The sequence below is a fragment of the Luteibacter sp. 9135 genome, assembly GCF_000745005.1.
Lineage (GTDB): Bacteria > Pseudomonadota > Gammaproteobacteria > Xanthomonadales > Rhodanobacteraceae > Luteibacter.
On sequence record NZ_JQNB01000001.1, the window covers coordinates 2226504 to 2247918 of the forward strand.

Annotated in this window: 17 protein-coding genes; 7 read left to right on the plus strand and 10 right to left on the minus strand. The window is 58.8% G+C overall.

Annotation, left to right across the window (positions count from 1 at the left end; all coding sequences use genetic code 11):
• From FA89_RS19595 to FA89_RS20940, 5 genes are all read left to right on the plus strand, one after another.
• Positions 1 to 1122: a glycosyltransferase family 4 protein gene (locus FA89_RS19595; RefSeq protein ID WP_221174290.1), complete on the plus strand. Its 1122-nt coding sequence runs from the start codon at positions 1 to 3 to the stop codon at positions 1120 to 1122.
• On the plus strand, positions 1115 to 1858 hold the full coding sequence (locus tag FA89_RS09655; RefSeq protein ID WP_081916420.1) for a class I SAM-dependent methyltransferase: 744 nt from the start codon (positions 1115 to 1117) through the stop codon (positions 1856 to 1858). The genes FA89_RS19595 and FA89_RS09655 overlap by 8 nt, the downstream gene beginning before the upstream one ends.
• Positions 1859 to 1959: 101 nt before the next feature.
• A complete protein-coding gene (locus FA89_RS19600; protein WP_185754289.1) occupies positions 1960 to 2988 on the plus strand; it encodes a class I SAM-dependent methyltransferase in 1029 nt (342 codons plus the stop codon).
• 61 nt (positions 2989 to 3049) lie between these two features.
• The gene (locus FA89_RS19605; RefSeq protein ID WP_185754290.1) at positions 3050 to 4018 is read left to right on the plus strand and encodes a glycosyltransferase family 4 protein; all 969 of its coding nucleotides are present in this window, start codon (positions 3050 to 3052) and stop codon (positions 4016 to 4018) included.
• Positions 4019 to 4028: 10 nt separating this feature from the next.
• Entirely contained in the window at positions 4029 to 4874 is an 846-nt protein-coding gene (locus tag FA89_RS20940) for a glycosyltransferase (protein WP_441295047.1), read from the plus strand.
• A 24-nt stretch (positions 4875 to 4898) separates the two neighbouring features.
• Here the strand turns inward: FA89_RS20940 and FA89_RS20150 are convergent, their stop codons facing one another.
• The 7 genes from FA89_RS20150 to FA89_RS09700 form a co-directional block, all read right to left on the minus strand.
• Complete coding sequence (locus FA89_RS20150; protein WP_255349637.1) at positions 4899 to 6122, minus strand: lipopolysaccharide biosynthesis protein; 1224 nt, start codon at positions 6120 to 6122, stop codon at positions 4899 to 4901.
• A gap of 1 nt (position 6123) precedes the next feature.
• Positions 6124 to 8040, minus strand: coding sequence for a hypothetical protein (locus tag FA89_RS09675; protein WP_343123033.1), 1917 nt, complete (start codon positions 8038 to 8040; stop codon positions 6124 to 6126).
• Between the two features lie 41 nt (positions 8041 to 8081).
• Positions 8082 to 10142 (minus strand): hypothetical protein, encoded by a 2061-nt coding sequence (locus tag FA89_RS09680; protein WP_051938658.1) that lies wholly within the window; start codon positions 10140 to 10142, stop codon positions 8082 to 8084.
• Positions 10111 to 10554 (minus strand): pilin, encoded by a 444-nt coding sequence (locus tag FA89_RS09685; protein ID WP_036140394.1) that lies wholly within the window; start codon positions 10552 to 10554, stop codon positions 10111 to 10113. The genes FA89_RS09680 and FA89_RS09685 overlap by 32 nt, the downstream gene beginning before the upstream one ends.
• Positions 10555 to 10856: 302 nt before the next feature.
• A complete protein-coding gene (locus FA89_RS19615; protein ID WP_036140396.1) occupies positions 10857 to 11297 on the minus strand; it encodes a pilin in 441 nt (146 codons plus the stop codon).
• An 88-nt stretch (positions 11298 to 11385) separates the two neighbouring features.
• Positions 11386 to 12717: an ArnT family glycosyltransferase gene (locus FA89_RS09695; RefSeq protein ID WP_036140399.1), complete on the minus strand. Its 1332-nt coding sequence runs from the start codon at positions 12715 to 12717 to the stop codon at positions 11386 to 11388.
• A complete protein-coding gene (locus FA89_RS09700; protein ID WP_036140401.1) occupies positions 12714 to 14075 on the minus strand; it encodes a hypothetical protein in 1362 nt (453 codons plus the stop codon). Before FA89_RS09700 ends, FA89_RS09695 begins: the two co-directional genes overlap by 4 nt.
• Before the next feature lie 171 nt (positions 14076 to 14246).
• Between FA89_RS09700 and FA89_RS09705 the strand changes: the two genes are divergently transcribed.
• A complete protein-coding gene (locus tag FA89_RS09705; RefSeq protein ID WP_036140404.1) occupies positions 14247 to 16340 on the plus strand; it encodes an alpha/beta hydrolase family protein in 2094 nt (697 codons plus the stop codon).
• Positions 16341 to 16456: 116 nt separating this feature from the next.
• Here FA89_RS09705 and FA89_RS09710 read toward each other — a convergent pair whose 3' ends face one another.
• On the minus strand, positions 16457 to 18145 hold the full coding sequence (locus FA89_RS09710; RefSeq protein ID WP_036140405.1) for a dihydroxyacetone kinase family protein: 1689 nt from the start codon (positions 18143 to 18145) through the stop codon (positions 16457 to 16459).
• A gap of 178 nt (positions 18146 to 18323) precedes the next feature.
• Between FA89_RS09710 and FA89_RS20155 the strand changes: the two genes are divergently transcribed.
• Positions 18324 to 18854, plus strand: coding sequence for a hypothetical protein (locus FA89_RS20155; protein ID WP_185754293.1), 531 nt, complete (start codon positions 18324 to 18326; stop codon positions 18852 to 18854).
• Positions 18855 to 19328: 474 nt separating this feature from the next.
• Here the strand turns inward: FA89_RS20155 and FA89_RS09715 are convergent, their stop codons facing one another.
• Together FA89_RS09715 and FA89_RS09720 are read right to left on the minus strand one after the other, a co-directional pair.
• Positions 19329 to 20453: a hypothetical protein gene (locus FA89_RS09715; RefSeq protein WP_036140406.1), complete on the minus strand. Its 1125-nt coding sequence runs from the start codon at positions 20451 to 20453 to the stop codon at positions 19329 to 19331.
• 60 nt (positions 20454 to 20513) lie between these two features.
• Positions 20514 to 21335, minus strand: coding sequence for a hypothetical protein (locus tag FA89_RS09720; protein ID WP_036140408.1), 822 nt, complete (start codon positions 21333 to 21335; stop codon positions 20514 to 20516).
• Between the last annotated feature and the right edge of the window lie 80 nt (positions 21336 to 21415).

The following is a 21415-nucleotide window of genomic DNA, read 5'->3' on the forward strand; positions in this document are numbered from 1 at the left end:
GTGACGCGCAACCTTCCGCCGCTACGCGGCGGAATGGAGCGGCTCAACGCGCAATTGGCTGTGGAAATGTCACTGGTCTACGATGTAACCGTGCTGGCGCCGAAAGGCAGCCATCAACTTGGTGAGGGAGTTACCTTGCGCACAAGCCCGATGGGTGGCCTCGCTGGCTTCCTATTGTGGGCAATGTTCACCTCCATTTTAGAAGCAGTAACTCGGCGGCCTGCGTGGGTGTTAGGGGGAAGCGGCTTAGTGGCACCTGTTGTCTGGATAGCCGCACGACTGTCGCGAGCACGGGCTGCGCTCTATGTTCATGGGCTTGATCTTGTCGTCGATAATGCCGTTTATCGGGCTGGTTGGTTACCTTTCGTAAGGCGCGCGGACCGCATTATTGCTAATAGTCGAAACACAGCTGCCCTTGCGGTAGCTGTAGGCGTCCCCGCCTCGCACACGATTATCGTCAACCCTGGCACGTCGCTGCCCGAAGCCACGGTATCGCCCAAAGTAGCTGCGGCGTTCCGCGAGAAACACGGCTTTGTTGGAAGTAAGATCCTTCTATCGGTCGGGCGTCTCACAGCTCGTAAAGGTCTTGCTAACTTTATCGATCATGTCTTGCCAGGCATTGTTCAAACTCACTCCCCTGCAATTCTCGTCGTGATTGGCGACGATGCCCAGGACGCACTCGCGGGCGGTGATACTTCGCAGCGATCTCAGGCGCGAGCCGCTGCTATCCGCCGTGGCCTGGATGACTGCGTACATTTTTTGGGTCCGGTAAACGAAGATGAGTTACTTGCAGCGTATGCCGCGAGCGACGTCCATGTATTTCCCATACGTGATGTACGCGGCGATGTGGAAGGCTTCGGTATGGTCGCGATCGAAGCTGCTGCAAACGGCCTTCCCACCGTAGCGACCGCCGTGGGTGGCGTGACCGATGCTGTTGCAGAAAATGTATCGGGCCATCTTGTGCCTTGCGATGATAACGTTGCCTTTATCCGAGCCGTGAGTGCCGTGCTTGATAAAGGTCGTGGCGCTTTTGAGACGAAGGCTCGCACTTTTGCGCTTGGGTTTGCATGGGATCGTTTCGGCAAGGGAGTGCGCAGCGCGTTGGAGGATGTCCATGACTGACGTATCGGGGCGTCGTGGGCACGCCGTGCGCGATCTTCCTTCGCGCCGACACAAGGGCGAAAAAATCGAGCGTTTACTTGAGATGGATGATGCGTCGACCTACGACGTTCTCGAAGTGGGGACCGGATCCGGGGGTATTGCGCATTACTTTGCCACGCAGGCGCGCGCACGTTGCCGCGTGACCTCAGTGGACGTAGAAGATGCCCGGATGGTGTGTGACGGGTACACTTTTCGTCGTGTGGAATCCACCAAGCTGCCATTTCCCGAAGGTAGCTTCGATGTTGTGATTACGAATCACGTGATAGAACATGTCGGGGATAGGGTGGCCCAGGCTGAACACCTTGCAGAGATCCTGCGCGTCCTTCGCCCTGCTGGTGTTGTCTATCTAGCAGTGCCGAATCGTTGGATGCTGGTGGAACCGCATTACAAACTTGCATTCCTGAGCTGGCTGCCGCATGGCCTTCGTACGCCTTGGCTCAAGCTTTGGCGCAAGGGAACGTTTTACGATTGCGAGCCTCTGCAGCTTGGGGAGCTGGAGGCGCTTGCGCGTAATGCCGGGTTCTATCCGGCCAACAGATCGGCCTGTGCATTTCGGCTGACATTGGCCATAGAGGGCGCCAGCGGCAGTCTCGCGCGCCTCATCTCCTCGTTGCCCGATAGAGTGATTGACGGCCTCCGGCGGATTATCCCAACGCATATTTACATCCTCCGGCCTGTTGCGAGTAGTGACTCGTGACGAGGGGTGGCCACGAACAAGCCCATGGTTCTGAAGGTGCTAGCCACTGGACCGGGGGCTCGACCGTCCGAGTACATGCCTGTCCGGCATGTGGTAGCCGCGTGCGGGAAATCCACGCCTCTGATGTCTTCGATCATCTTGACCCTCGAAGAGCTGATTGCTGGAATGTCTGGCGTTGTTGTGCGTGCGAAAGCCTTTATCCCGACCCGCGCCCGTCCGATGAATCGATTGGGGCGGCATACGCTGGCTACTACACCCATGCGGCCGACCCGGAGTCCAGCGGGCGAACCGGTCTTCGTGGTCGACCTGCCGCCTACGTAAACGACTATCTCAATCGCCGGTTCGGTGTTCATCTGACGCCAGCCCTCTGGCCTGGATACGCATTGCTTTCCTTGTTCGAGCCTTGGCGGTTGAAGCTGGACTATTTCGGTGCCCACCTGTTTCTCTCATCCGGGGCAAACCAGCGCCATGTTCTCGACGTGGGGTGTGGCAATGGTGTCTTTCTTCGACGGGCCATGTCATTGGGCTGGAAGGCAACGGGTCTGGATCCTGATGCTTCCGCCGTTGCCGCCGCCCGATTGCAGGGTCTGGACGTGCACTTGGGGTTCATCGATAGCGAAGCGGTTCATGTAGAACCTGTTTTCGACGCCATAGTGTTCCGTCACAGCATCGAGCACATGGTCGATATCCAGGCTAATCTGAATTGCGCTCGCCAACGGCTGCGACCTGGCGGAATGATCTGGCTTGCATGGCCAAATCCGCAGGGACCTGGTGCAAGGTATTTTCGCGAATCGTGGCGCGGCTTGGAGGTGCCTCGACACCTATGTATTCCGAGCCGAGCTGCGATGATGCGCTTGCTGATAGATGCGGGGTTCGAGCGGCCAGTGCCTCGTCGGCGCGGGCAACATGCACGCGAGATCATACGTGAAAGCGCGGCGATTGCTCTGCAACGCGGGGGCGCTCTTAATGAGAAGAGGGCGGCCGGTTCGAGTTGGGTCCGACGTTGGGCAAACTTCGTCGCGACGCTGGTCGCCGGAGCCGGCGAAGAGCTTGTCATGGTGGCGTACGCGCCTGTATCGGACCTCGGTAGTGAAACTGACCGTTTGCGTGAGAGTTCGGTAGATGGGTAGTCGCTCACTCAGGGTTTGGCTACCTGCTCTTCGGACCCGAAGTGGCGCTGACGTCTTCACAATGCGCCTGGCTGATGGCCTTCTTCGTATGGGTCACAAGCCTATTGTCCAGTGGCTTTCTCATGAATGGGAATTTGCGAGCTGGATGTTGCGGCCACTGCGCATGCCAACTGGCATCGACATCATTCATGCATCTGCGGGCATCGGTCACGCGTTCGCTAGACGGGGTGTACCTCTGCTAGTGACAGAGCACCAGTACGTTCGCCACCCTGCTTTTATCCCGTGGAGGAGCCGAGCGCAGGCGATCTACCAGACGCTGGTGACGGGACCTGCATCCGACCGATCAATCCAACTAGCCGATGGCGTCACGACGGTAAGTCACCATGCTGCGAGTGCCATTTTTTCCGTAACTGGGCGACGGGTCGAAGTCGTCTACAACTGGGTGGATACCGACCTTTTTCGCCCTTTGACTACGGGTGCGAAACCTTCCGATGAAGTGATTCGGCTGATCTTTATCGGGAATCCGTCAGCATGGAAGGGTGTCGACATCCTTCCCGAACTAGCGGCGATGCTGGGAGAAGGCTTCGAGATTCATTGCATGGGCGGCCTCCGCAAGGCTTTTCCCTCTGAGTTTGGTGCGCACCGTGGAATCAAGCTGCTTCCAGGCAGGCCGGTCTCCGATATGCCCTCACTTTATAGAAAATACGATATTGCGTTGGTGCCTACTCGTTACGAAGCATTTGGCTACGTGGCCCTTGAAGCCATGGCGAGTGGGCTGCCCGTCGCCGGATTCAACACGACGGGTACGGCCGAGGTTTGCGTCAATGGAGAGACCGCCCTATTGGTCGCACGTGATGATGTGCCTGCTCTGGCGGAAAGCATACGGCGACTAAGGGACCCGGCGCTTCGCTCTGAGTTGGGCGCAGCGGGCCGCGGCCGCGCTGTCACCATGTTCAACGAGTCACGTAGTATCCAGGCTTACGTAAATATTTATCTATCGCTGCTAGGTGAGCGCGTTGACTGCAACTAGTCATGTGAAGGTGGTCGCAATCATCCTTAGCTACCGGGATGCCCCCCGTACTCAACGCTGCGTTCTATCGGCACTGGATGAGGGAGTCGATGGCGTGGTTATTTGGGATAACTCCGACGATGGCGGTGAATCAGCGGGATCGATCGAAGTTTGCGATCCCCGCGTCGAACTAATTGTCAGTCCGAGAAATCTAGGCTTCGGCGCCGGTGTTAATGCAGCCCTGGCTTATATGCAAACGCGATGGCCGGGAGCGGCAGCGTTGCTACTCAATAATGATGCCACCCTGCGTCCAGGGGGGCTGTCTGACATGCTTGCACACTTGCGTGCTGATACCGTGGTGGCGCCAGGGATCAATCATGCGGGCGAGGCCGTGTTTCTGCGTTATATGCATCGATGCTCGGGCGCTCAACTTGTCCGGCCGATGACGGGTGCTTTTGCGTTCCCGAGCGGAGCTTGTCTCTTGCTTCCTCCTTCGCTTTCAGTAGGGCCGCTATTTGACGAAGCATTCTTCATGTACGGAGAAGATGTCGATCTCGGTTGGCGACTTCTTCGATCAAGGCATTGGCACGTTAAATCCACGGGCACTGTACTTGTCGATCATGAAGTAGCGGCCAGTAGTGGAAGGCGTACGCACTTCTATGAAACGCATGTAGCTGCTTCCCATTGGTTACTTGCAACCCGCTTGGCAACCGGGCCCTTGGACCGTGTGTTTCTGAAGTTATGTAGAGGCATTTACTTGCTTGCGCGAGCACTGGTCCGATCCCTTCGCGAACATAGTGCGATGCCGTGGCGCGGGCTTTGGTCAGGCTACCGGCTGGCAGTCGTTCGAGATCGGGAGCACCGTCGCGGGTTGTAATGACGGGATATGGGCTGCGACTAGCTAAGGATGAGCGCGGGCGACGAGGATCCAGCCGATGCCCGCCATCAGCATCTCAGCGGCTGCCAAGCCCAAGGACATTCCCCTAAGGCCTCCCGCTTCCGCACCAACTCCAAGAAAGATCACTAAGAAGCCTATTCCCGTAAGTTCAAACGCCATGCGGTGCATCGGTTTGCCCAAGGCTACAAGAATCGTTCCTGCGGCGAGACGAAGGCACATGAACGGCGCCGCGGCGGCCACCCACGGCATAATTAACGCAGTTTCAGTGAATCGTGGGCCAAGTAGGTGCGGCAGCAAGGATGAGCATGATACCAACACTAATCCGCTCGCTAATCCCCAACTTGTGCTGACAAGAGCAATGACCCGGATCAACCGTATTCCCTGCGCTTTCGGATTTGCGCCGTGTTGGAATAGTGCTTGCTGCGACGCCACCAGGACTCCGGTAACCGGGGTGATGGCTGCGTTTAGTACCCGCGCCGTAGCTGAGTAAATGCCCGCAGCATGCTCACCTAAGAATCTGATGGCGAGCACCTTGTCGAGTTCGGCTGGGTTTGCCGCAACAACGTTCATGGCTGCATACGCGGATCCGCTACGCAGTTCGTGCCCTGAAGGCCATCGGGGGCGCCATGACAAATGGGTCGACCGCGATGTCATGACAGTACCCGCGAGCAATCCCAAGCCAGCGGCCGTTAAATGTAAGATGACGAAGCCGCTTAAAGATATGTCAATGATTGCTGTTGTGCATATGACGGTGACGAAAAGGCGCATACCAAGCGGAAGCCACTGTATTAGCTGGCCCTTAGCCGCTTGGTGGCTAGCCTGCAGCGCGGCGTTGCAGGTCATCAGGATAGGCGTTACGAAAAGTTCGGTGGCGCCGATGATGAACAGAGCAGATGCTGAGAAGGCGTTCCCGCCTATGCGCGCTGCGGCAAGTGGGAAAAGCACGGAAAGTATGCTACTTAGCGCCAGCGTTAGTGGCCACGCGTAGCCTGTGACATCCTTTCCCGTTCCAGGAGTTCGTGCTTCTCGCGACATCAATACGAACCCGGCTCCTAGGCTGGGAATCAATGATGCGACCATCGCGAGCGACGCGGCAGCTGTGTACTGACCGAATACGGCAGGGCCCATCCAGCGCGTTAAAAGGATAAGGTTGCACGCCTGCGTCATAAGGCGGATGCCAAGCATCGCAGTGGTGTGGATGCTGCCGCGCGTTAGGGTGCCCGGCATATTACGGATGATCGTCGTAGGCCGAGCGGGTCTTGCCACTCTTCGACGAAATGAGCGCGGTCAACGATGCAATGTCTGGGGAGAGACGTCCCCCCAGATTATTAGCTTTGAGGATGGCTAGTTCTGTATTAGCGGTTTCGACGTCGCCACTGGCGACTGCCATCCGGCAAAGTACCACGTGGTACGCCATCTCGGTGGGCGCCTTTTTCACTGCATCACGTTGCAGGGTAAGTCCCAGTAGCCGATCCTCCAGCGTATTCCAGGCAAAGCCAGCATACATTGCAAGCATTCGTGCGCTGGGGTTCGGATGCCCCATGGCAGTAACGAACGCGTCAAGTAGGTCTGTTTCCTTGAACTTGCATGACCCGGTACGCAAGCAGTCAGCCAGTGAGCCGAGGGAGCTTTCGTCCTGAACTGTAGCAGGGCGTCTCTGAAGCTTCGTTCGAATGCTTCGCCACCAGGTGGGATCAACCGTCCTATCCATGCGCGAGTTAAGGAAGATGAGTGCCTGTTCTGGGAGTATCGAGGAACCTGGGAGGGACATCGCGCGTACTAATGGTGCGTAGGCGAGCGCCGTGAACGGCGATTCCTTCCGATACCCGCCAAGGATGATGTAAGTGCGGCCCAGTTCGTACTGAGCACGGGGCGAGTCGGGCGCCCGAATGGCAAGTTCCCTGGCCAGTGACAAATTGCTGTTCCAGGCCCGCGCCGTCGTTGCCGTGACCAATGTCGCAAGCCCAACCGTACTTGCCAGTACCACGGTCCGCACCAGTACACGCTGGGCGGTGTGGACGGATCGTTGGCAAACGGCCCTGGCGCCCGTTATCAAGGCGAGCAACGCGCCGAAGCTGGCGAAGTAATTGCGGTGCTCGTAAACCAGTTCCAGCGGGAGCACCGTGGCGGTGAGTACATGCCCCATCAGAAACAACGCTATTCCCAGCGAGACGATAGGGGTACGGAAACGAACCTGGAAGCATGTGGCAATCAGAAGTACGATCAATGCAAACGCGGGTAGCGTTGTCCATGGATGCCATGGACTAGTCGAGATGGCCAAGTCGTCGTAGTAAAAAGGCAGAGACGACGGAAGAGGAAGTACGATCGAGGAGAGGTATGAAGCGATAACGCGAGGCTCGGTCAGTAGACGCGTTCCCAAGCTGAAGTCGCGGCGGTCCCATGTAACTGGATCAAATACGGTAGGTGCCAGCCATGAAGCGCCGACGACGAGAGGTATCGCGAAGATGACGATGAAAACGCCGATCAGCCGACGGTCGACGCCAGACCGTTGACGTCCACGCGCCCAGCGGAAAATTATGCACTCGATGAGGAATGCATAAGGCACCACCATCACGGCCGTCTCTTTTGCTAAAACACCTAGGGCGGCCGTAAAAAGTAGAGCGGCAATAGCGAAAAAAAGTCCATGCTGCCCGTCTTTCATCCGGCGCCGCGCGCGAACATAGCCAATCAGTCCGAGCAGTACCGCCAGATTAGCCATGCTTTCCATGCGCTGGACGACATAAAGTACCGCCGTAAGGTTGATTGGTGCGAGTAACCAAGCTGCGGTAACCCACAGGGCAGTCTTATCGTCGCCTGGTCTCTGGTCATGTTCTGCGCCCAGCAACATTCGCGTCAGCAGGAATACCAGGACACCATTCAAAAGATGAATGACGATATTGGTTACCTTCATCGCCGCTGGATCAAGTCCTGTGAATAAATAATTTACGGCAAAGCTCAGTGAAGCCAGTGGCCGTTTGAATTCGCTGGCTGGGGATGAGAGTGCGGCGCTGATTAAGTTTGGCAAACTAGCCGACTCCGGCTGCACGCCCGCGTTGTCGACAATGTTGGGAAAATCGTCAAACACATATCCGCCGCTTACACCCATGCCATAAACGGCGGCTGTGAGTGCAAGTATGCCGAGCAAGAAAAACCATCGGCAGGGTATAAGCATTCGCGGGGGCGTCATCATGATCCAGATGCTACGTGATGGGAAAGCTTCGCGCGAAGGTTGTTTAATTCATTTGTCCAGAACCCTTGCCTATCATCGAGCCGGTTGCGGAGCCACGACATTCCTGCGCCGATAGAGGGGGGCGGTGGCTTTGGCAATGTGTCGAAGTATTCCAGATGTTGGAGTCCGAGCGAAGGCTCGCCAGCATCGCCCAATAGTGCAGCTTCATTCAGGGCTACTTCTGGTTTTGGATCTTCCAGCAGCGCTTTCCTGAAGTAGCTTGCTGCTCGTGTCGGAGCATTGGCCGCAAGCTCCACCACGCCAGATAGATGGGCGATGTCCTGCCTGCGGCCGGGCAAGATGTTGATTCGCGGATTGGCACTCGCCATGCTGATCCAGAGGCGTACAAGGTCGGGGTCAACGCCGGTGCATGAGCGCGCTTTCGCCCTGTCTATGGCGTGGGCCATCCACTGACTGAGTAGCGCTCCGGGATCGCGTTGCGTATGTTCCAGTGCTCTACCGACAACGCTGGCGTCGCCGGGTTGTAAGCTGCCCTCGGTACAATGTATATCGACAAGCGCAAAGGCGACTTGCGGCTCGTCGGGGAAAAGACGCGCGGCGGCTTCAATGCGTAATCTCGCAGCTTCGGGATGGCCGCTGACAGCTTCGATCTGGGCAGCATAAGCCTGGGCACGAGGTGACTCGGGCTGTGTCGAGGCCCAATACACCGCCTGCTTCGCCGGGTCGGCCCAGAGCAGGACATTTTGGTAAGTGAGGGTAGCTGCGGCGGCTAAGACAACAAGCGCGATCGCTCGGCGTGCCATATAGCTGTGGGTCGACGAAATAGCCAGCCCCAAGGGCCAGAACAGAAGCATCGAAGGCAGGTAGTTTCGATGTTCGAAATAAAGCTCGAGCGGGATGGCAGTGGATTCCATGGCGTGGCCGACAAAGAAAAACAATACTGCCAGCGCTGCAGCTGGAGCCCGACGTCGACACATCCACGCGCCAGCTACCAGAGCTATGTAGGCAAGGATGGCTGGCAACGTGAACCAAGGGTCGAGCAGGTTTCTGGCTGCCTGGTACTGGTCATGGAAGACACTGGCGGGTGACGGAACGACAAGGGCCAGTTGTCCGATGTACTCCATCAGGATGGATGGCTCCGTTATCAAACGCTGCGCAGCGGACCAGCCACGTACTGGGTTTACGCCCCGCAGCAACTCGTGCGTGCTTAGCGCAAGCAGGCCGACTGTGACCACGACAGTGCCAGGAATCGCTACGACCCATGTCCAGCGCTTGGCTCGCTGTGCGTTACGGTTGCTGGCCTTGAATAGTGCGGCTTCAGATATAAGGACCAAGGCGGGACAAAGCAGCCCGTTCGGCTTGCTTAATGCGGCCGCCGCGAAAAAGCACCAGATACCGAGTATGTGAGTCAGGCCTGCATTGCCTCCCCGTTCGATACGGGCACGCGCTCGGAGCCAGGTGAGCATAGCCAGAAGGCAGAACGTCGCCGGAAGCATGGCCTCGCGCTGCACGACGTACAGCACGGTGGAGACGAGAAGTGGATGAAGCATCCAGGCGCCGGCGCCAAACAAGGCGGCGATCGTCGAGCGGCCTGCTTCGATGTTGATAGCCCTCCCCAAGTCACGCAGTAACAAGGCGAGGAGGCACCCGTTAAGCAGATGCAGTATCAGGTTGTCGCGTTTGAATGGATAGGATGGTGCCGGCCAGTCGCGCGCATCCACAAGGAATGACGCCACGGACATGGGGCGGCCCGTGGGGTCCGCGTTCCCGGAGACGAGATAACGTACAAGGGCTTGGCCGTTGTCGATAGGCCCCTGAGCACCCAGCGACGGCAGGTTCGCGAAGTCGTCGAACATAAAGGGCCCATGCAGGCCCGGCGCGTATATCAGCGCCGTTACGGCGAGCAAGAAGGCAAGGCCGGTGGCAAACCAGGCGATGGGATTCCGCGAAAGGTTGCGCATGCGGATACCGCAAAAAAAGAAGGAGCCGATTATCGGCTCCTTCTCGTTGATCGGTAAAGCGATATTAGGAGCGGCAAGCTGTCGGCAGGTAAGCATCCGGCACATTGGTACCAGCGACCGACTTGCAGTTCCAGCTAATCGAGCCGCCCTGATCATAAGCCGAAAGAACGACGACCGATGAAAGGATCTTGGAGTTGGCTTCCTTGCCGAACGTGGCAATGATCTTGCCCGCGGTGGTGCCAACGTTGACCTTCGTCACGTACTTGCCGTTGATCGAATCAGCAGGAGCGAGACCAGCCGACTTGTTTGCCGGCGGAAAACGTCCGGTATTGTTATAGAACTCGGAGACGGCCGTCTTTGCGCCATCAGCCAGGTTCATCCCTTCCGACACTTGGCTGCGAATGATGTAGTTCTGGTACTGCGGGATGGCGATGGCAGCCAGAATCGCGATGATGGCGACCACGATCATCAGTTCGATGAGCGTGAAGCCCTTCTGGACGTTCTTCATGGAAATTCCTCGTTACTGTTGACTAACCGAAAAAAGTGATGCCCCCTGAGCCCTAGCACCTTGCCCAGTCCCCCGGGTTCGGACGCCCCCTCACTTGCTTTTGGTCAGGAACGACCAGGAAGCTCGCCGCAAAGCCTGCATTGTCCATGCCATGGCCCCCGCGACCGGCGTATTTCCGCATAGACGCCGGTGCGACGATTGTGCCTCTTGTCACACTTATGGAGCAACTGGAAAATTTCGCGAATTCAGTGAATTGGGATGGGTTGGAGGTGACGACTTTTGTCACAAGGTGACACTTTGCGTCAATTTGCTCTGCAGGAAGTGGGCAAGTATCGGTCCGACAAGGTAGAACTGCATTTCCAGCCAATACTCCCAAAGTTGTCGATGGGAGAAAGGGTCAACGTTTGTCCCTGTAGATTCTTGTTACTTTCAGCACGGGCATAAGCAACCAGGATCTTGCCGGAGGTCAGCTTGACCGACGAAACATATTTGCCGCTTATTGAATCGGCCGCAGCGAGTCCGGCGGATTGATTCGAGGCGGGAAAACGGCCGGTATTATTTCGGAACTCCCATACGGCGGTCTTGCTGCCCGCAGCGGTCTCGAGACCTTCTGCAACTTGGCTGCGGATAAGATAATCCTGATACTGCGGTATCGCGATAGCGGCGAGAATCGCGATAATCGCGACGACAATCATTAATTCAATGAGCGTGAAGCCTGACGTGCGACGTTCGAAGTTGCTCATGGTAAGTGGCCATAGTGGGACAAGCCAACCAAAAGCACGCTTCGTACCAATAAGGCTCACTGCATCTCCATTGCCGAATTGGTGCGGCCTACGTTTTGTCTATGGAGCGTTTATGCAGTTTCCGGCGCTGCAAGGTACGGCCGATGGCGTGCACCGCCACCGCGGCAAGTAGCCATTCGATGCCGCGATAGGGGGTTGAGTAGCGGGCATCGCATTGCAACGTTGTGAATGTCAAGGTGATGACTGTCGCTGTAACTGCAGCCAGCCCGAGCGCTGCCGGCATGTGTTTGCGGTCTACCGCTAAAACGACGACGCCGGCAGCGGCAAGCATGAGGATGATCGGTGATACGAAGAACAATGCGTCCGTGGTTATACGAAGCGCTCCAGTGCTCGATAGGGGCGAATAGTAAGTTGGAAAAACATATATATCTCCCATACCTATGCCGATCTGCCACCCCCATAGCTCGGCGGGTTTACGTAGGTACCACGTGGTGTACCTCAGGGGCTGAGACATCAGCCTTGCCGCCAGGACCGACAGCCCCTCAAGGCGGCCGCGATGGAAGGCTGCATATTCAGCATCCATTTTTTCCATCACGGCTTTGCTCGACGGGTCTCCCAGGAGAGCATCTCGCCACGCGTCGTGATACTCGGGCCACGACCCTTGTACGAGGTTCATCACGACTCTGTCGCCCGCTGATTGCCCGGCAGGCAGAGTCATGGCTCGGTACGTCCAAGCGGCCATGGGGAGTAGTGATGCCATCAGGAAAACGACCCACAATCTACGCGCGGGCGCGTTCTTCCAGAAAGCGATCACCCCAAAAATGAATGGAATAGGTGCGAATGTCGCATTGGTTAGCGCAGCCATGCCAAGGCATGCTCCTGCCGCAGCGAAGAGAGTCCAGTGGTTGCGTTGAGCAGCAAAATTCGTCAGCCACAGGCCTGTAGCAAAAAGGAAGCCCATAAGCGTTTCGCTTAGGAGGTAACCGGCTAGCGTTATCGTGTGCGGCCAGAATACGAGCCCAATGCCAACAGCGATCGCCGTGCGCGGCCCAAGCCACTGGCGTGCAAGCAATGCGTAAATGGCCACGGTAAGCCCTGACAGCACGGCCTGGACCTCAAGGGTAGCGATATAAAAAACTTGTCCACGACCGAACATCGCGACAAGCAAGGCCAGAAACGCAGGGTAGCCCGGGTCGCGGAACCCATCAGGAAGCGGCGATCCTCCCGGTGGCGCAAGCGAGAAAACATGGTGATCGACAAGGTTTAGTGCGTATGCGAAATACTGGATCGTGTCCCCGCGGAGCGGATGGTCGACGACCGCCGTGTGTACGTAATAAAGGCGTACCGCGATGGCCGCCGCTGCAACCAGAACAAACATGGCGAACTGAAAGCGTGTCCATCGCGCCGTGTCACTTTTCATCGATTCAATACCGGTAGTCGAGGGTTGCGCTTTCTTGCGTACTGGACGGCCGCCCACACGGTGACGCATGCGAGAGAGATTTCCGCCGTGCGGTAAGGGATCGAGTAGCGAGAGTCGGACTGCAATATCCAATAGACCAAGGTGACCCATGCACAACTAACAGCGAGGAACAACAATTCGGCGGGCGAGCGGCGATTCGACATGACAAGTAACAATCCGGCCAAAGCGGCTATCGCGAGGACTCCGTTTAGCATGTACGCAATTGCCTCAGTTGCTCGCATGAACGGGTTTGTGATGTAGGGTGAATGGCGAGTGGGATATGCGTAGATATCACCGGCTCCGAGCCCAATTTCCCATCCCCAAAGAAGAGCGGGCTTTCTCAGGTACCACATTGCATACGCCCAAGGGGTCCTGCTCATTCTGTCCGCCATAACCCTGAGGCCAAGGACGCGATCAGCGCGCAAGATCGCAATTTCATCGGAAATAGCATCCATCGTCTGCATGCCTACGGGATCGTGATGCCCCCATAGTTGTGCGGCCGCGTGATACGTAGGCCAAGAACCTTGCACAAGGTTGATGTCTGCCCGCAGTGATGCGGATGTCGCACCGTGGATCAAACTTCCGCGAATATTCCATGCAAGGAGCGGCATGAGCGTAATGGCGGCTAGCAATAGCAAGTTGCGCCACGGCATCGACTTCTTCCAGGCAAGGGTAATCACTAGTGGAAAAATGAGAGGTGCGAGCACAGCATTCGTAAGTGCGGCGGCAGCGAGTGAAAGGCCTGCGACCACCGTCCATGCCTTTGAGACGCGGCGCGACGCTTCTGCGAGAGCGAGTGCTGCAAGTGCGCAGCAAAGTGCTGTGAGGTTTTCGGTCAGCACATAGGCCGTTATGCTCACAAGATGAGGCCAAAACGCCATGACAATTGCGGCGAAGGCGAGCAACCATGTGGGAAATGCGTGGCGCATCGCCAGAACTGCAAATGTGACTGTGGCGCCGCCGAGAAGGGCATGACTCAGTAGCACGAATGCGTACCACTGGTCGTAATTGCTGGTTGCCCACATGAAGAGGGCGAGGTAGGTAGGATAGGCGGGGTCACGGTAGCTGTCGGACAATGGATGGGCCGTACCCGCGATATCGCCTGAAAAAAGTCCGTGATGAACTAAGTTCCACGCGTAACGATAGTACTCTGAGGCGTCGCCCCAACCACCCGCGTCGTATAGGGGGGCCATGACCTGAGCCCTTGTGACGAAGTACCATCGAATGAGCAAAGCCAGCAGGCCACCGAGCAGGGCGACCCATACCGCGGCCCTGCTCGAAGTGACCTGCGGGGTCGACAACAAGCTTTCCTTGAACATTGAACCCCCATTTATAACGCGCAGCGGCGCGCTGTATTTCAACCGCCGAGAATACGCGATCCCGCACCGCTGGTGATGCTGTGCGCCGCAACATCCGGTTGGCTGGCGGCTTGCGTAAGGCGTGTGACCTACGTACCGTCCCTTCCCGAGCACAACCTAAAGGGAATCCCCGTGAGACCTCTATTCGCAGCGCTGATCTTGGCACTAGCATCCAGCCCCGCCCTGTCCGCCGACGCCGACACCGCCGCCCCTCACCCCTTCTCCATCCGCGACCTCGTCATGATGGACCGGGTGTCCGATCCCCAGCTCTCCCCAGACGGCCGCTACGCACTCTTCACCGTGCGCTCCACCGACTACGCCGCGAACAAGGGAACGACCTCCATCTACATGATGGACCTCAACAAACCGCCCCAGCCGGTCAAGGTTGTGGACAAGGGCTCTTCCCCGCGTTGGGCCCCCGATGGCCAGTCCATCTACTATTCCGCCCCGAAGGACGGGGTAGCTCAGGTCTGGTATCGCACGTTCGATGCAGATAATGGCAAGGGCCTGTCCCTGACCGTCCGAGCTGGCGATGCCGTGACCGACGCCCAGCTCGACGTCGGCTCCTTCAAGCTTTCCCCTGACGGCTCCAAGCTGCTGCTCAGCTACGAGGTCTTTACCGACTGCCCGGACCTGGCCTGCACCAAGGAGCGCCTCGACGGCCGCGAGAAGGACAAATCCACCGGCACCGTCTACGACAAGCTCTTCGTCCGCCACTGGGATACATGGGCCGACGGTCGCCGCAACCAGCTCTACATCGCTGACGCAGCCGGCCCCTCCCAGCCGCTTCTGCTAAGCCGCGGCATCGACGGCGACGTCCCCAGCAAGCCCTTTGGCGGCGAGGACGAGTTCACTTTCTCCCCGGACGGCAAGACGGTTTATTTCGACGCGCGCATCGCCGGCACCACTGAGCCTTGGTCCACCAACTTCGACATCTACAGCGTTCCGACCGACGGCTCGGCGGCACCTACCAATCTCACGGCCGACAATCTGGCCTGGGATGCCAATCCGCTGGTCTCCCCGGATGGCAAGACACTCTTCTATACAGCCATGAAGGAGCCCGGCTCCGAGGCCGACCGCTTCGGTATCTGGGCCCTGGACCTCGCCTCCGGCCAGAAGCGCGAGGTGGACCCGTCATGGGATCGCTCGGCGGGCGCGCTGCAGGCATCGCCGGACGGCAAGACCCTCTACACAACCACCGACGACAATGGCCAGCATCCGCTGTTCGCCATGGACGTGGCGACCGGCAAGGCGACGATGCTGGTCACCGATGGCGCCGTGGGTGGCTTCGCACTTTCGGCAAAGAAGATCCTGCTGACCCGCGACGACCTCAAGCGACCGGCCGACCTGTACACGGCGGACCTGAGAGGGAAGGGCCTGAAGCAGGTCTCTCACTTCAACGCCAAGCGCATAAAGGGCGCGCAGACCGGCGACTTCGAGTTCTACACCTTCAAGGGTGCGAACGGCGACACCGTGCAGGGCTATGTGGTCAAGCCCGTGGGCTACAAGAAAGGCAAGACCTATCCCGTTGCCTTCATCATCCACGGCGGCCCGCAGGGCGCCATGACCAATAGCTGGAGCTATCGCTGGAACGCGCAGACTTATGCGGGCCAGGGCTTCGCCGTGGTCACGGTCAACTTCCACGGTTCTACGGGTTATGGGCAGAAGTTCACAGACGCCATCTCCGGCGATTGGGGCGGCAAACCGCTGGAAGACCTGAAGCTCGGTTGGAGTGCCGCGCTGTCGAAGTACAACTTCCTGGACGGCGACCGGGCCTGTGCCCTGGGCGCCAGCTACGGCGGCTACATGGTCTACTGGATCGCCGGTGTCTGGAACCAGCCCTGGAAGTGCCTCGTCGATCACGACGGCGTCTTCGATGCGCGTGCCATGTATTACGACACCGAGGAGCTATGGTTCGAAGAGAAGGAGAATGGCGGCACGCAGTTCGACCATCCGGAAAACTACGAGCGCTTCAATCCGATCAACCACGTGAAGGACTGGCGCGTACCGATGTTGGTCATCCACGGCGGCAAGGACTTCCGCATTCCCGAGACACAGGGGATGGGTGCATTTACAGCCCTGCAGCGTCGCGGTATCCCGAGCAAGCTGCTGCATTTCCCGGACGAAAACCACTGGGTGCTCAAGCCGCAGAACAGTGTGCAGTGGCATGAGACGGTGAATGCGTGGTTAAAGGAGTGGACGGCTCCTACGGCCGGCGCGAAGTAGCTACCTATGGAAGCGGCGGCCGGTTTGCCGGGCGCCGCTTCTCGGGTTCCGCGGATGGTTCGATTCAATACAGGTGGATCATCGGGATAATCCGCAATAGCCCCGGTTTAGTTGAATCAGTCTCTGGATTCGCAGAGCGCACCCACCCAAATCGCCACCGCCACAGCCCCACCATCCGCAATCCCCATCACCCGCTCACCAAGATAAGCCGCACGCCCCGCATTAGCACGCAACGTCGCAGTCTCATCAGCCCCCCGACTCGCACCGGCATGCATCGCCTCCAGCGCTTGCGATGCACTCATCCCCGCATCCAGGGCCTCCTTGTAACCCCGCGCAGCCGGATACAACGCATCCAGCATCGTGCGATCCCCAGCCTTCGCCCCACCCAGTTCCGCGATGGCATTCGTAGCCGCCAATAACGCGTCATGCCACTGCAACGGCTGCGGGTCATCGACACCGTCAAGCTCCCTGGCCGCGCGCATCAGGCCCGTGGCATAGAACGGCCCTGAGCTTCCCCCGATAGCTTTCCGCACGGCATCTGCCATGTTCCGCAAAGCCATCGCCGGCGTGTGCCAGGCATGGTCGGGTAGTTCCAGGATCGCCTCGGCGCCACGCCGCAGGCTGGCCCCCAGATCGCCATCGCCTGCCTTGGTATCCAGTTCGGTCAGTTCGTCTTCGGCGGCCAGCAACGCGCGTGCCGCAGCATGGCTGGCTTTTCGAACGGCATCCCCCATCGGCGTGGGTGCGGTTATCGCCAGCGCTTCATCAGGTGCATGTTCTACCTGCAATACGGGCGCATCATTGAGCTTACCGCCGCCTGGCCATGCGGGCGCCGACGCCGGCGCATCGAGCAAGGCAAGCAGTTCGTCGTCCACCTTCATCAGCGACAGCGATGCGCCCGGCATATCCAGCGCCGTGAGGAAATTGCCGCACCACGCCCGGGCGACCTCCATGCCCCTGGCCTCAAGAAAACGCAGCGCGCTACGAAGCAGAATGTCTAGTTCCATCGGCGGTGTTGCACCCAAACCGTTCACCAGCAGCGCAACCTGCTGGCCGCGAGTAAGAGCAAGGTCGTCGATGATGGCCGCAAGCACGGTATCCGCCAAGCCGTCGGCCGTCGCGATGGGTCCCTTGCGAACCCCGGGCTCGCCATGGATACCCAGGCCATATTCGACCTCCTGCTCGCCCAGTTCGAAGCCGGGTCGGCCGGCGGCGGGCACGGTACACGAGCCGAGCGCCACGCCCATCGAGCCCAGGCCGGCGGCCGCCCGACGGCCCGACGCAGCCACCTCGGCAAGAGGCTTGCCGGCCGCCGATGCCGCACCGACCACCTTGTGTATCAACACCGTGCCTGCGATGCCACGGCGCTTGTCCGGCGTCACCGTATCCCGCAAGGCAACATCGTCGGCGACGGTGACAACCTCCACCGGGATGCCCTCGCTCCGCGCGATCTCCGCGGCAAGGCCGAAATTGAGTCGGTCGCCGGTGTAGTTCTTGACGACCAGCACGGCACCCGCAGGACCACCGACGACGCGAAGGGCGGCGAGCACCGCATCGACGCTGGGGGAGGTGAAGACGTCTCCCGCGATCGCCGCCGCCAGCAGTCCTTCGCCGACATAGCCCGCATGCGCCGGCTCGTGCCCGCTGCCGCCACCGGAAAGGATCGCCACCGTAGAATCACCATCGTTCCGCTTGCGCACCACGACGTTCTGGTCGGAGAGCAGGGCTTGCCCCGGTGAGCGGGACACCGCGCCCTCGAGCATCTCGCGGACGACATGGCGTGGATCGTTGATGATCTTCTTCATGGTTTTGCGGGCCTTTTGACTGGAAGTGATTAGTGCCTGAGCATATGCCCGGTCACAACCGAAGTGCAGGGCTTTTCCGTTATCGGCAGAATCGGGAAGCTTTGGATGCCTTTGAGGCAGTGACTCCCAGCTTTTTATGGAATTAATTGATGAATGAAAGAGCATTATGAAGGGTCAAATGAAACCGGGTAGCGATAACTATCTGATGCTGAAATGGGTTAGGCTTGTATCCATATGCCTGATTGTCACACTTGCATCTGTGGCAGCTGTCTTCAGTTTGCTCGCGCTTACGGTTGGCGCTGAATTCTGGGTGTCACCGCTAATTTCAACGTTTGCATGGCTGCCGCTCCATCGACTTTCGAGTGGTTCTGAGTTCGGCACCGCCGGCTTGGTGAATGCCCTTTTTAGCGCCTTTGCAGTTCTGCCCGCTTTCACTGGAAGCGTCGCGCACATAATGCTGACATATCGACCGAAGTGGTGTGCCCCAGTCGAACTGCGGACAAGGGCTAAAGGAATTATTGGATCGATGGTTTTGATTTCGATCCCAATCTTGTTGCTCATCACATGGAATGGCGGAGACGTTCGCATCGTCAAATTTGGATCTTCGCTGTTGTGCATGGTGCTTCTGGGATGGGCTCCTTATGCCTTTTTTGGAGCCATTTTTGCATACGGAACTGTCGGTCTGTGGAAATCCATTACGAATGATTGATGTGTAAGAAATCTTGGGTGCGAGGGCGTAGAGAAAAGTATGTTTAATTTCATGGCGAGCGAGAGATTTTAAGAATTCGCAATTTGGCCAGGCGCTTTAACGGTGGTCGCGGATAGGATGCGGTCTGTTATGTCGTCAGGGGCAATTGAGTATGTGCCTTCGCAGCAAAAGGTGCGCTGTCTCACGACCATCTCGATTTGTATCGACAGGACGGATCCACTTAGCTGGCCGCCAGCCACGTCGAACGATCGTCACTCCAAAAAAGAGTAGATGGCCTTGACCTGCATGTGCGTTTGTGTAACTTCTGAAGCCCAGATAATAAAAACTATCCGCGATCTACGGTCACCTATGTTTCGATAGTTTCTGCTGAGTCATTACGATGCGCGTCGGGATGACGATAATGTTGGCGCTGGGGGCCATGAGAGAACTTGCTTATCTAGTCAAGATCAGCGGGCTTGAGCGTTAGAGAACTGATCAAAGTCCCCGGCACATCAACCCACCTAACCGTTCGTCCGCAGCAACCGCTTCCTCCTCCGCCACCTCCCCCGACACGGCAAGATCCTCCGTCGCCAGCGCCTCCGTGAACTCCACCACCGCCAAAACATCCAGCACCGCGCCGAACGGCACCAGCAACGCGAGCACCTTCGCCAGCGGTGACGTCTCCGCCTGACTCTCCCGCACCAGCCCGGCCTGTCGTCGAAATGCTTCGTTGTACCAGGCGTATACAGCGCGGTCGTTCGCATCGACGAAGCACGCCGGCTCCTGCGTCGGGTCCAGGCTGGCCACGCCTTCCCGGTAGCGGAAATCGTCCGTGCAAGGTGGCGCGACGTACGACTGGTTGTCCCTGTATGCCGCCGCCACGCGTGCGATGCGAAACGGCGTGGCGATCTCGCGGATGCCACGGAAGGACGCGCGTCCCACGGTGTGTCGATTGATTTCGGACTCAAGCAAGGCACCGAGGTACTGGGCATCGTAAGCGTCCAGTGGGCTGCCTTCGGGCAGGCTCATGAAGCGCGCCAGCACCTCGGGTTCGACGTTGCGCACCTCGCGCTTGTCCTCCGGTGTCGCAGCGATGCGTTCGCGCAGGATCTGCGCCGCCACCGCGTATTTGGCGGCAAACGTGCTGTGTGCATTGTCGAAGAGTGCGAGCGACTGCCGGAAGATGTCGGCTTCCACGCCGGCCTTGATCGCGTTCAGCGCCGCCTGTTCACTGCCCCAGTCGTCGGTTGTGTGGGGCAGCCTCACGTCCTCTGGGCGCGCCTTAGTGAAACCCAGGTCCCACTGGAGCATCCTCCAGGCCTCGTGCAGGTAGATCAGGCGTGTCGGGCTGTCGAGTCGTGCGGCGGCGGACCTGAACGTGTCGTCGATGCGCTGGCTGTCATAAGCGGCCGGCTCCGTATACGCGTGCGGTGGCAGGTGACTGGGTACCTGCAAAAGCTGTGACCAGTGGGTGTCGCTGAGCACCTGGCTATCGGCATGGTCGTGGCGTTCGGCAAGGTAGGCCTTGAGAAAATCGACGGGTGGCAAGTCGTTCGCAACCACGATACGCGGCAAGGCAAGTAGCAGCCATAGCGACGCCTTGAGAGCATGGGCATCCATGTCGTGTGGTTCTCCGATAAAGTCGGTTGGGGCGTCGTGCGACGCAGGCGAGGCGAGGGCCTAGGAGCGAACGCACTGCGGTGCATCTGGCACCGTCCGCTCGTTCGACACCCGTTGGTGGAAATGACGCAGCATCCTGTTTTTCGTCATCTGCAGCAGGCGAAACACCTGCGGCGAATCCTGCGCAGGTGCGGGAAGATGAAACACGTGGATGTCCAGATCGTAGGCATCGGCCACGATCTGCATGGCACGCCGACACACCGGGCAAGGCGGGCTGGACGTCCACATGCTCACGCGGCCGCCCGGCGTCAGCTGGTTTTGCACGATGTCACGCTCGAGCGTGCGCAGCCCGCGCATTTCCGCGTCGAACCGATGTCCCACACCCGCCGTTTCGCCGGGTAGTCGAAAATCCTCGATGGCATCCAGTACGGACGGCTCGTTCTCGACCACATGCGCATAGACGCTGGGGTTGCGCTCCCGGTAATAACGTTGCCAGTCCGGCATGACGTAGGCCGCATCGCCTTGCGCTTCACCGACGCCCATGGCGGCCGGCGGCGCCTTGCCCGACAGGGCGTGGTACAGCGTGGTGCGTGATTGCCCCGTCGCGTTGCGCCACTGGTACTTCAGCTGGGCGACGTTGGCACGTGACCACTGCGCCGCGAACGGATCGAAATCCGCCTGCGTCGTCAGCCGTGTTTGTGTGGCCGCGTAGCGCTGTGCACCGCGAAGGTTGAACTTGAATGACTCGATGAGGCGCTGCCCGGCATCATAGGCATCGCTGGTGTCGACCTGGGTGAACTGCACCGTGCCCGCCTCGGCGGGGCGCCATGAGGTACCCGCTATCAGCAGTAAGGCGACGGCAAGGCGTGGGTGGTTGACCATCAGAGGGGCGCCGTGTCGGTGTCTCCGGGGAGACGGGGCGCCTATTTGGCCCGAGCGGAGCCGTCGGGTCTGTCAGTCCC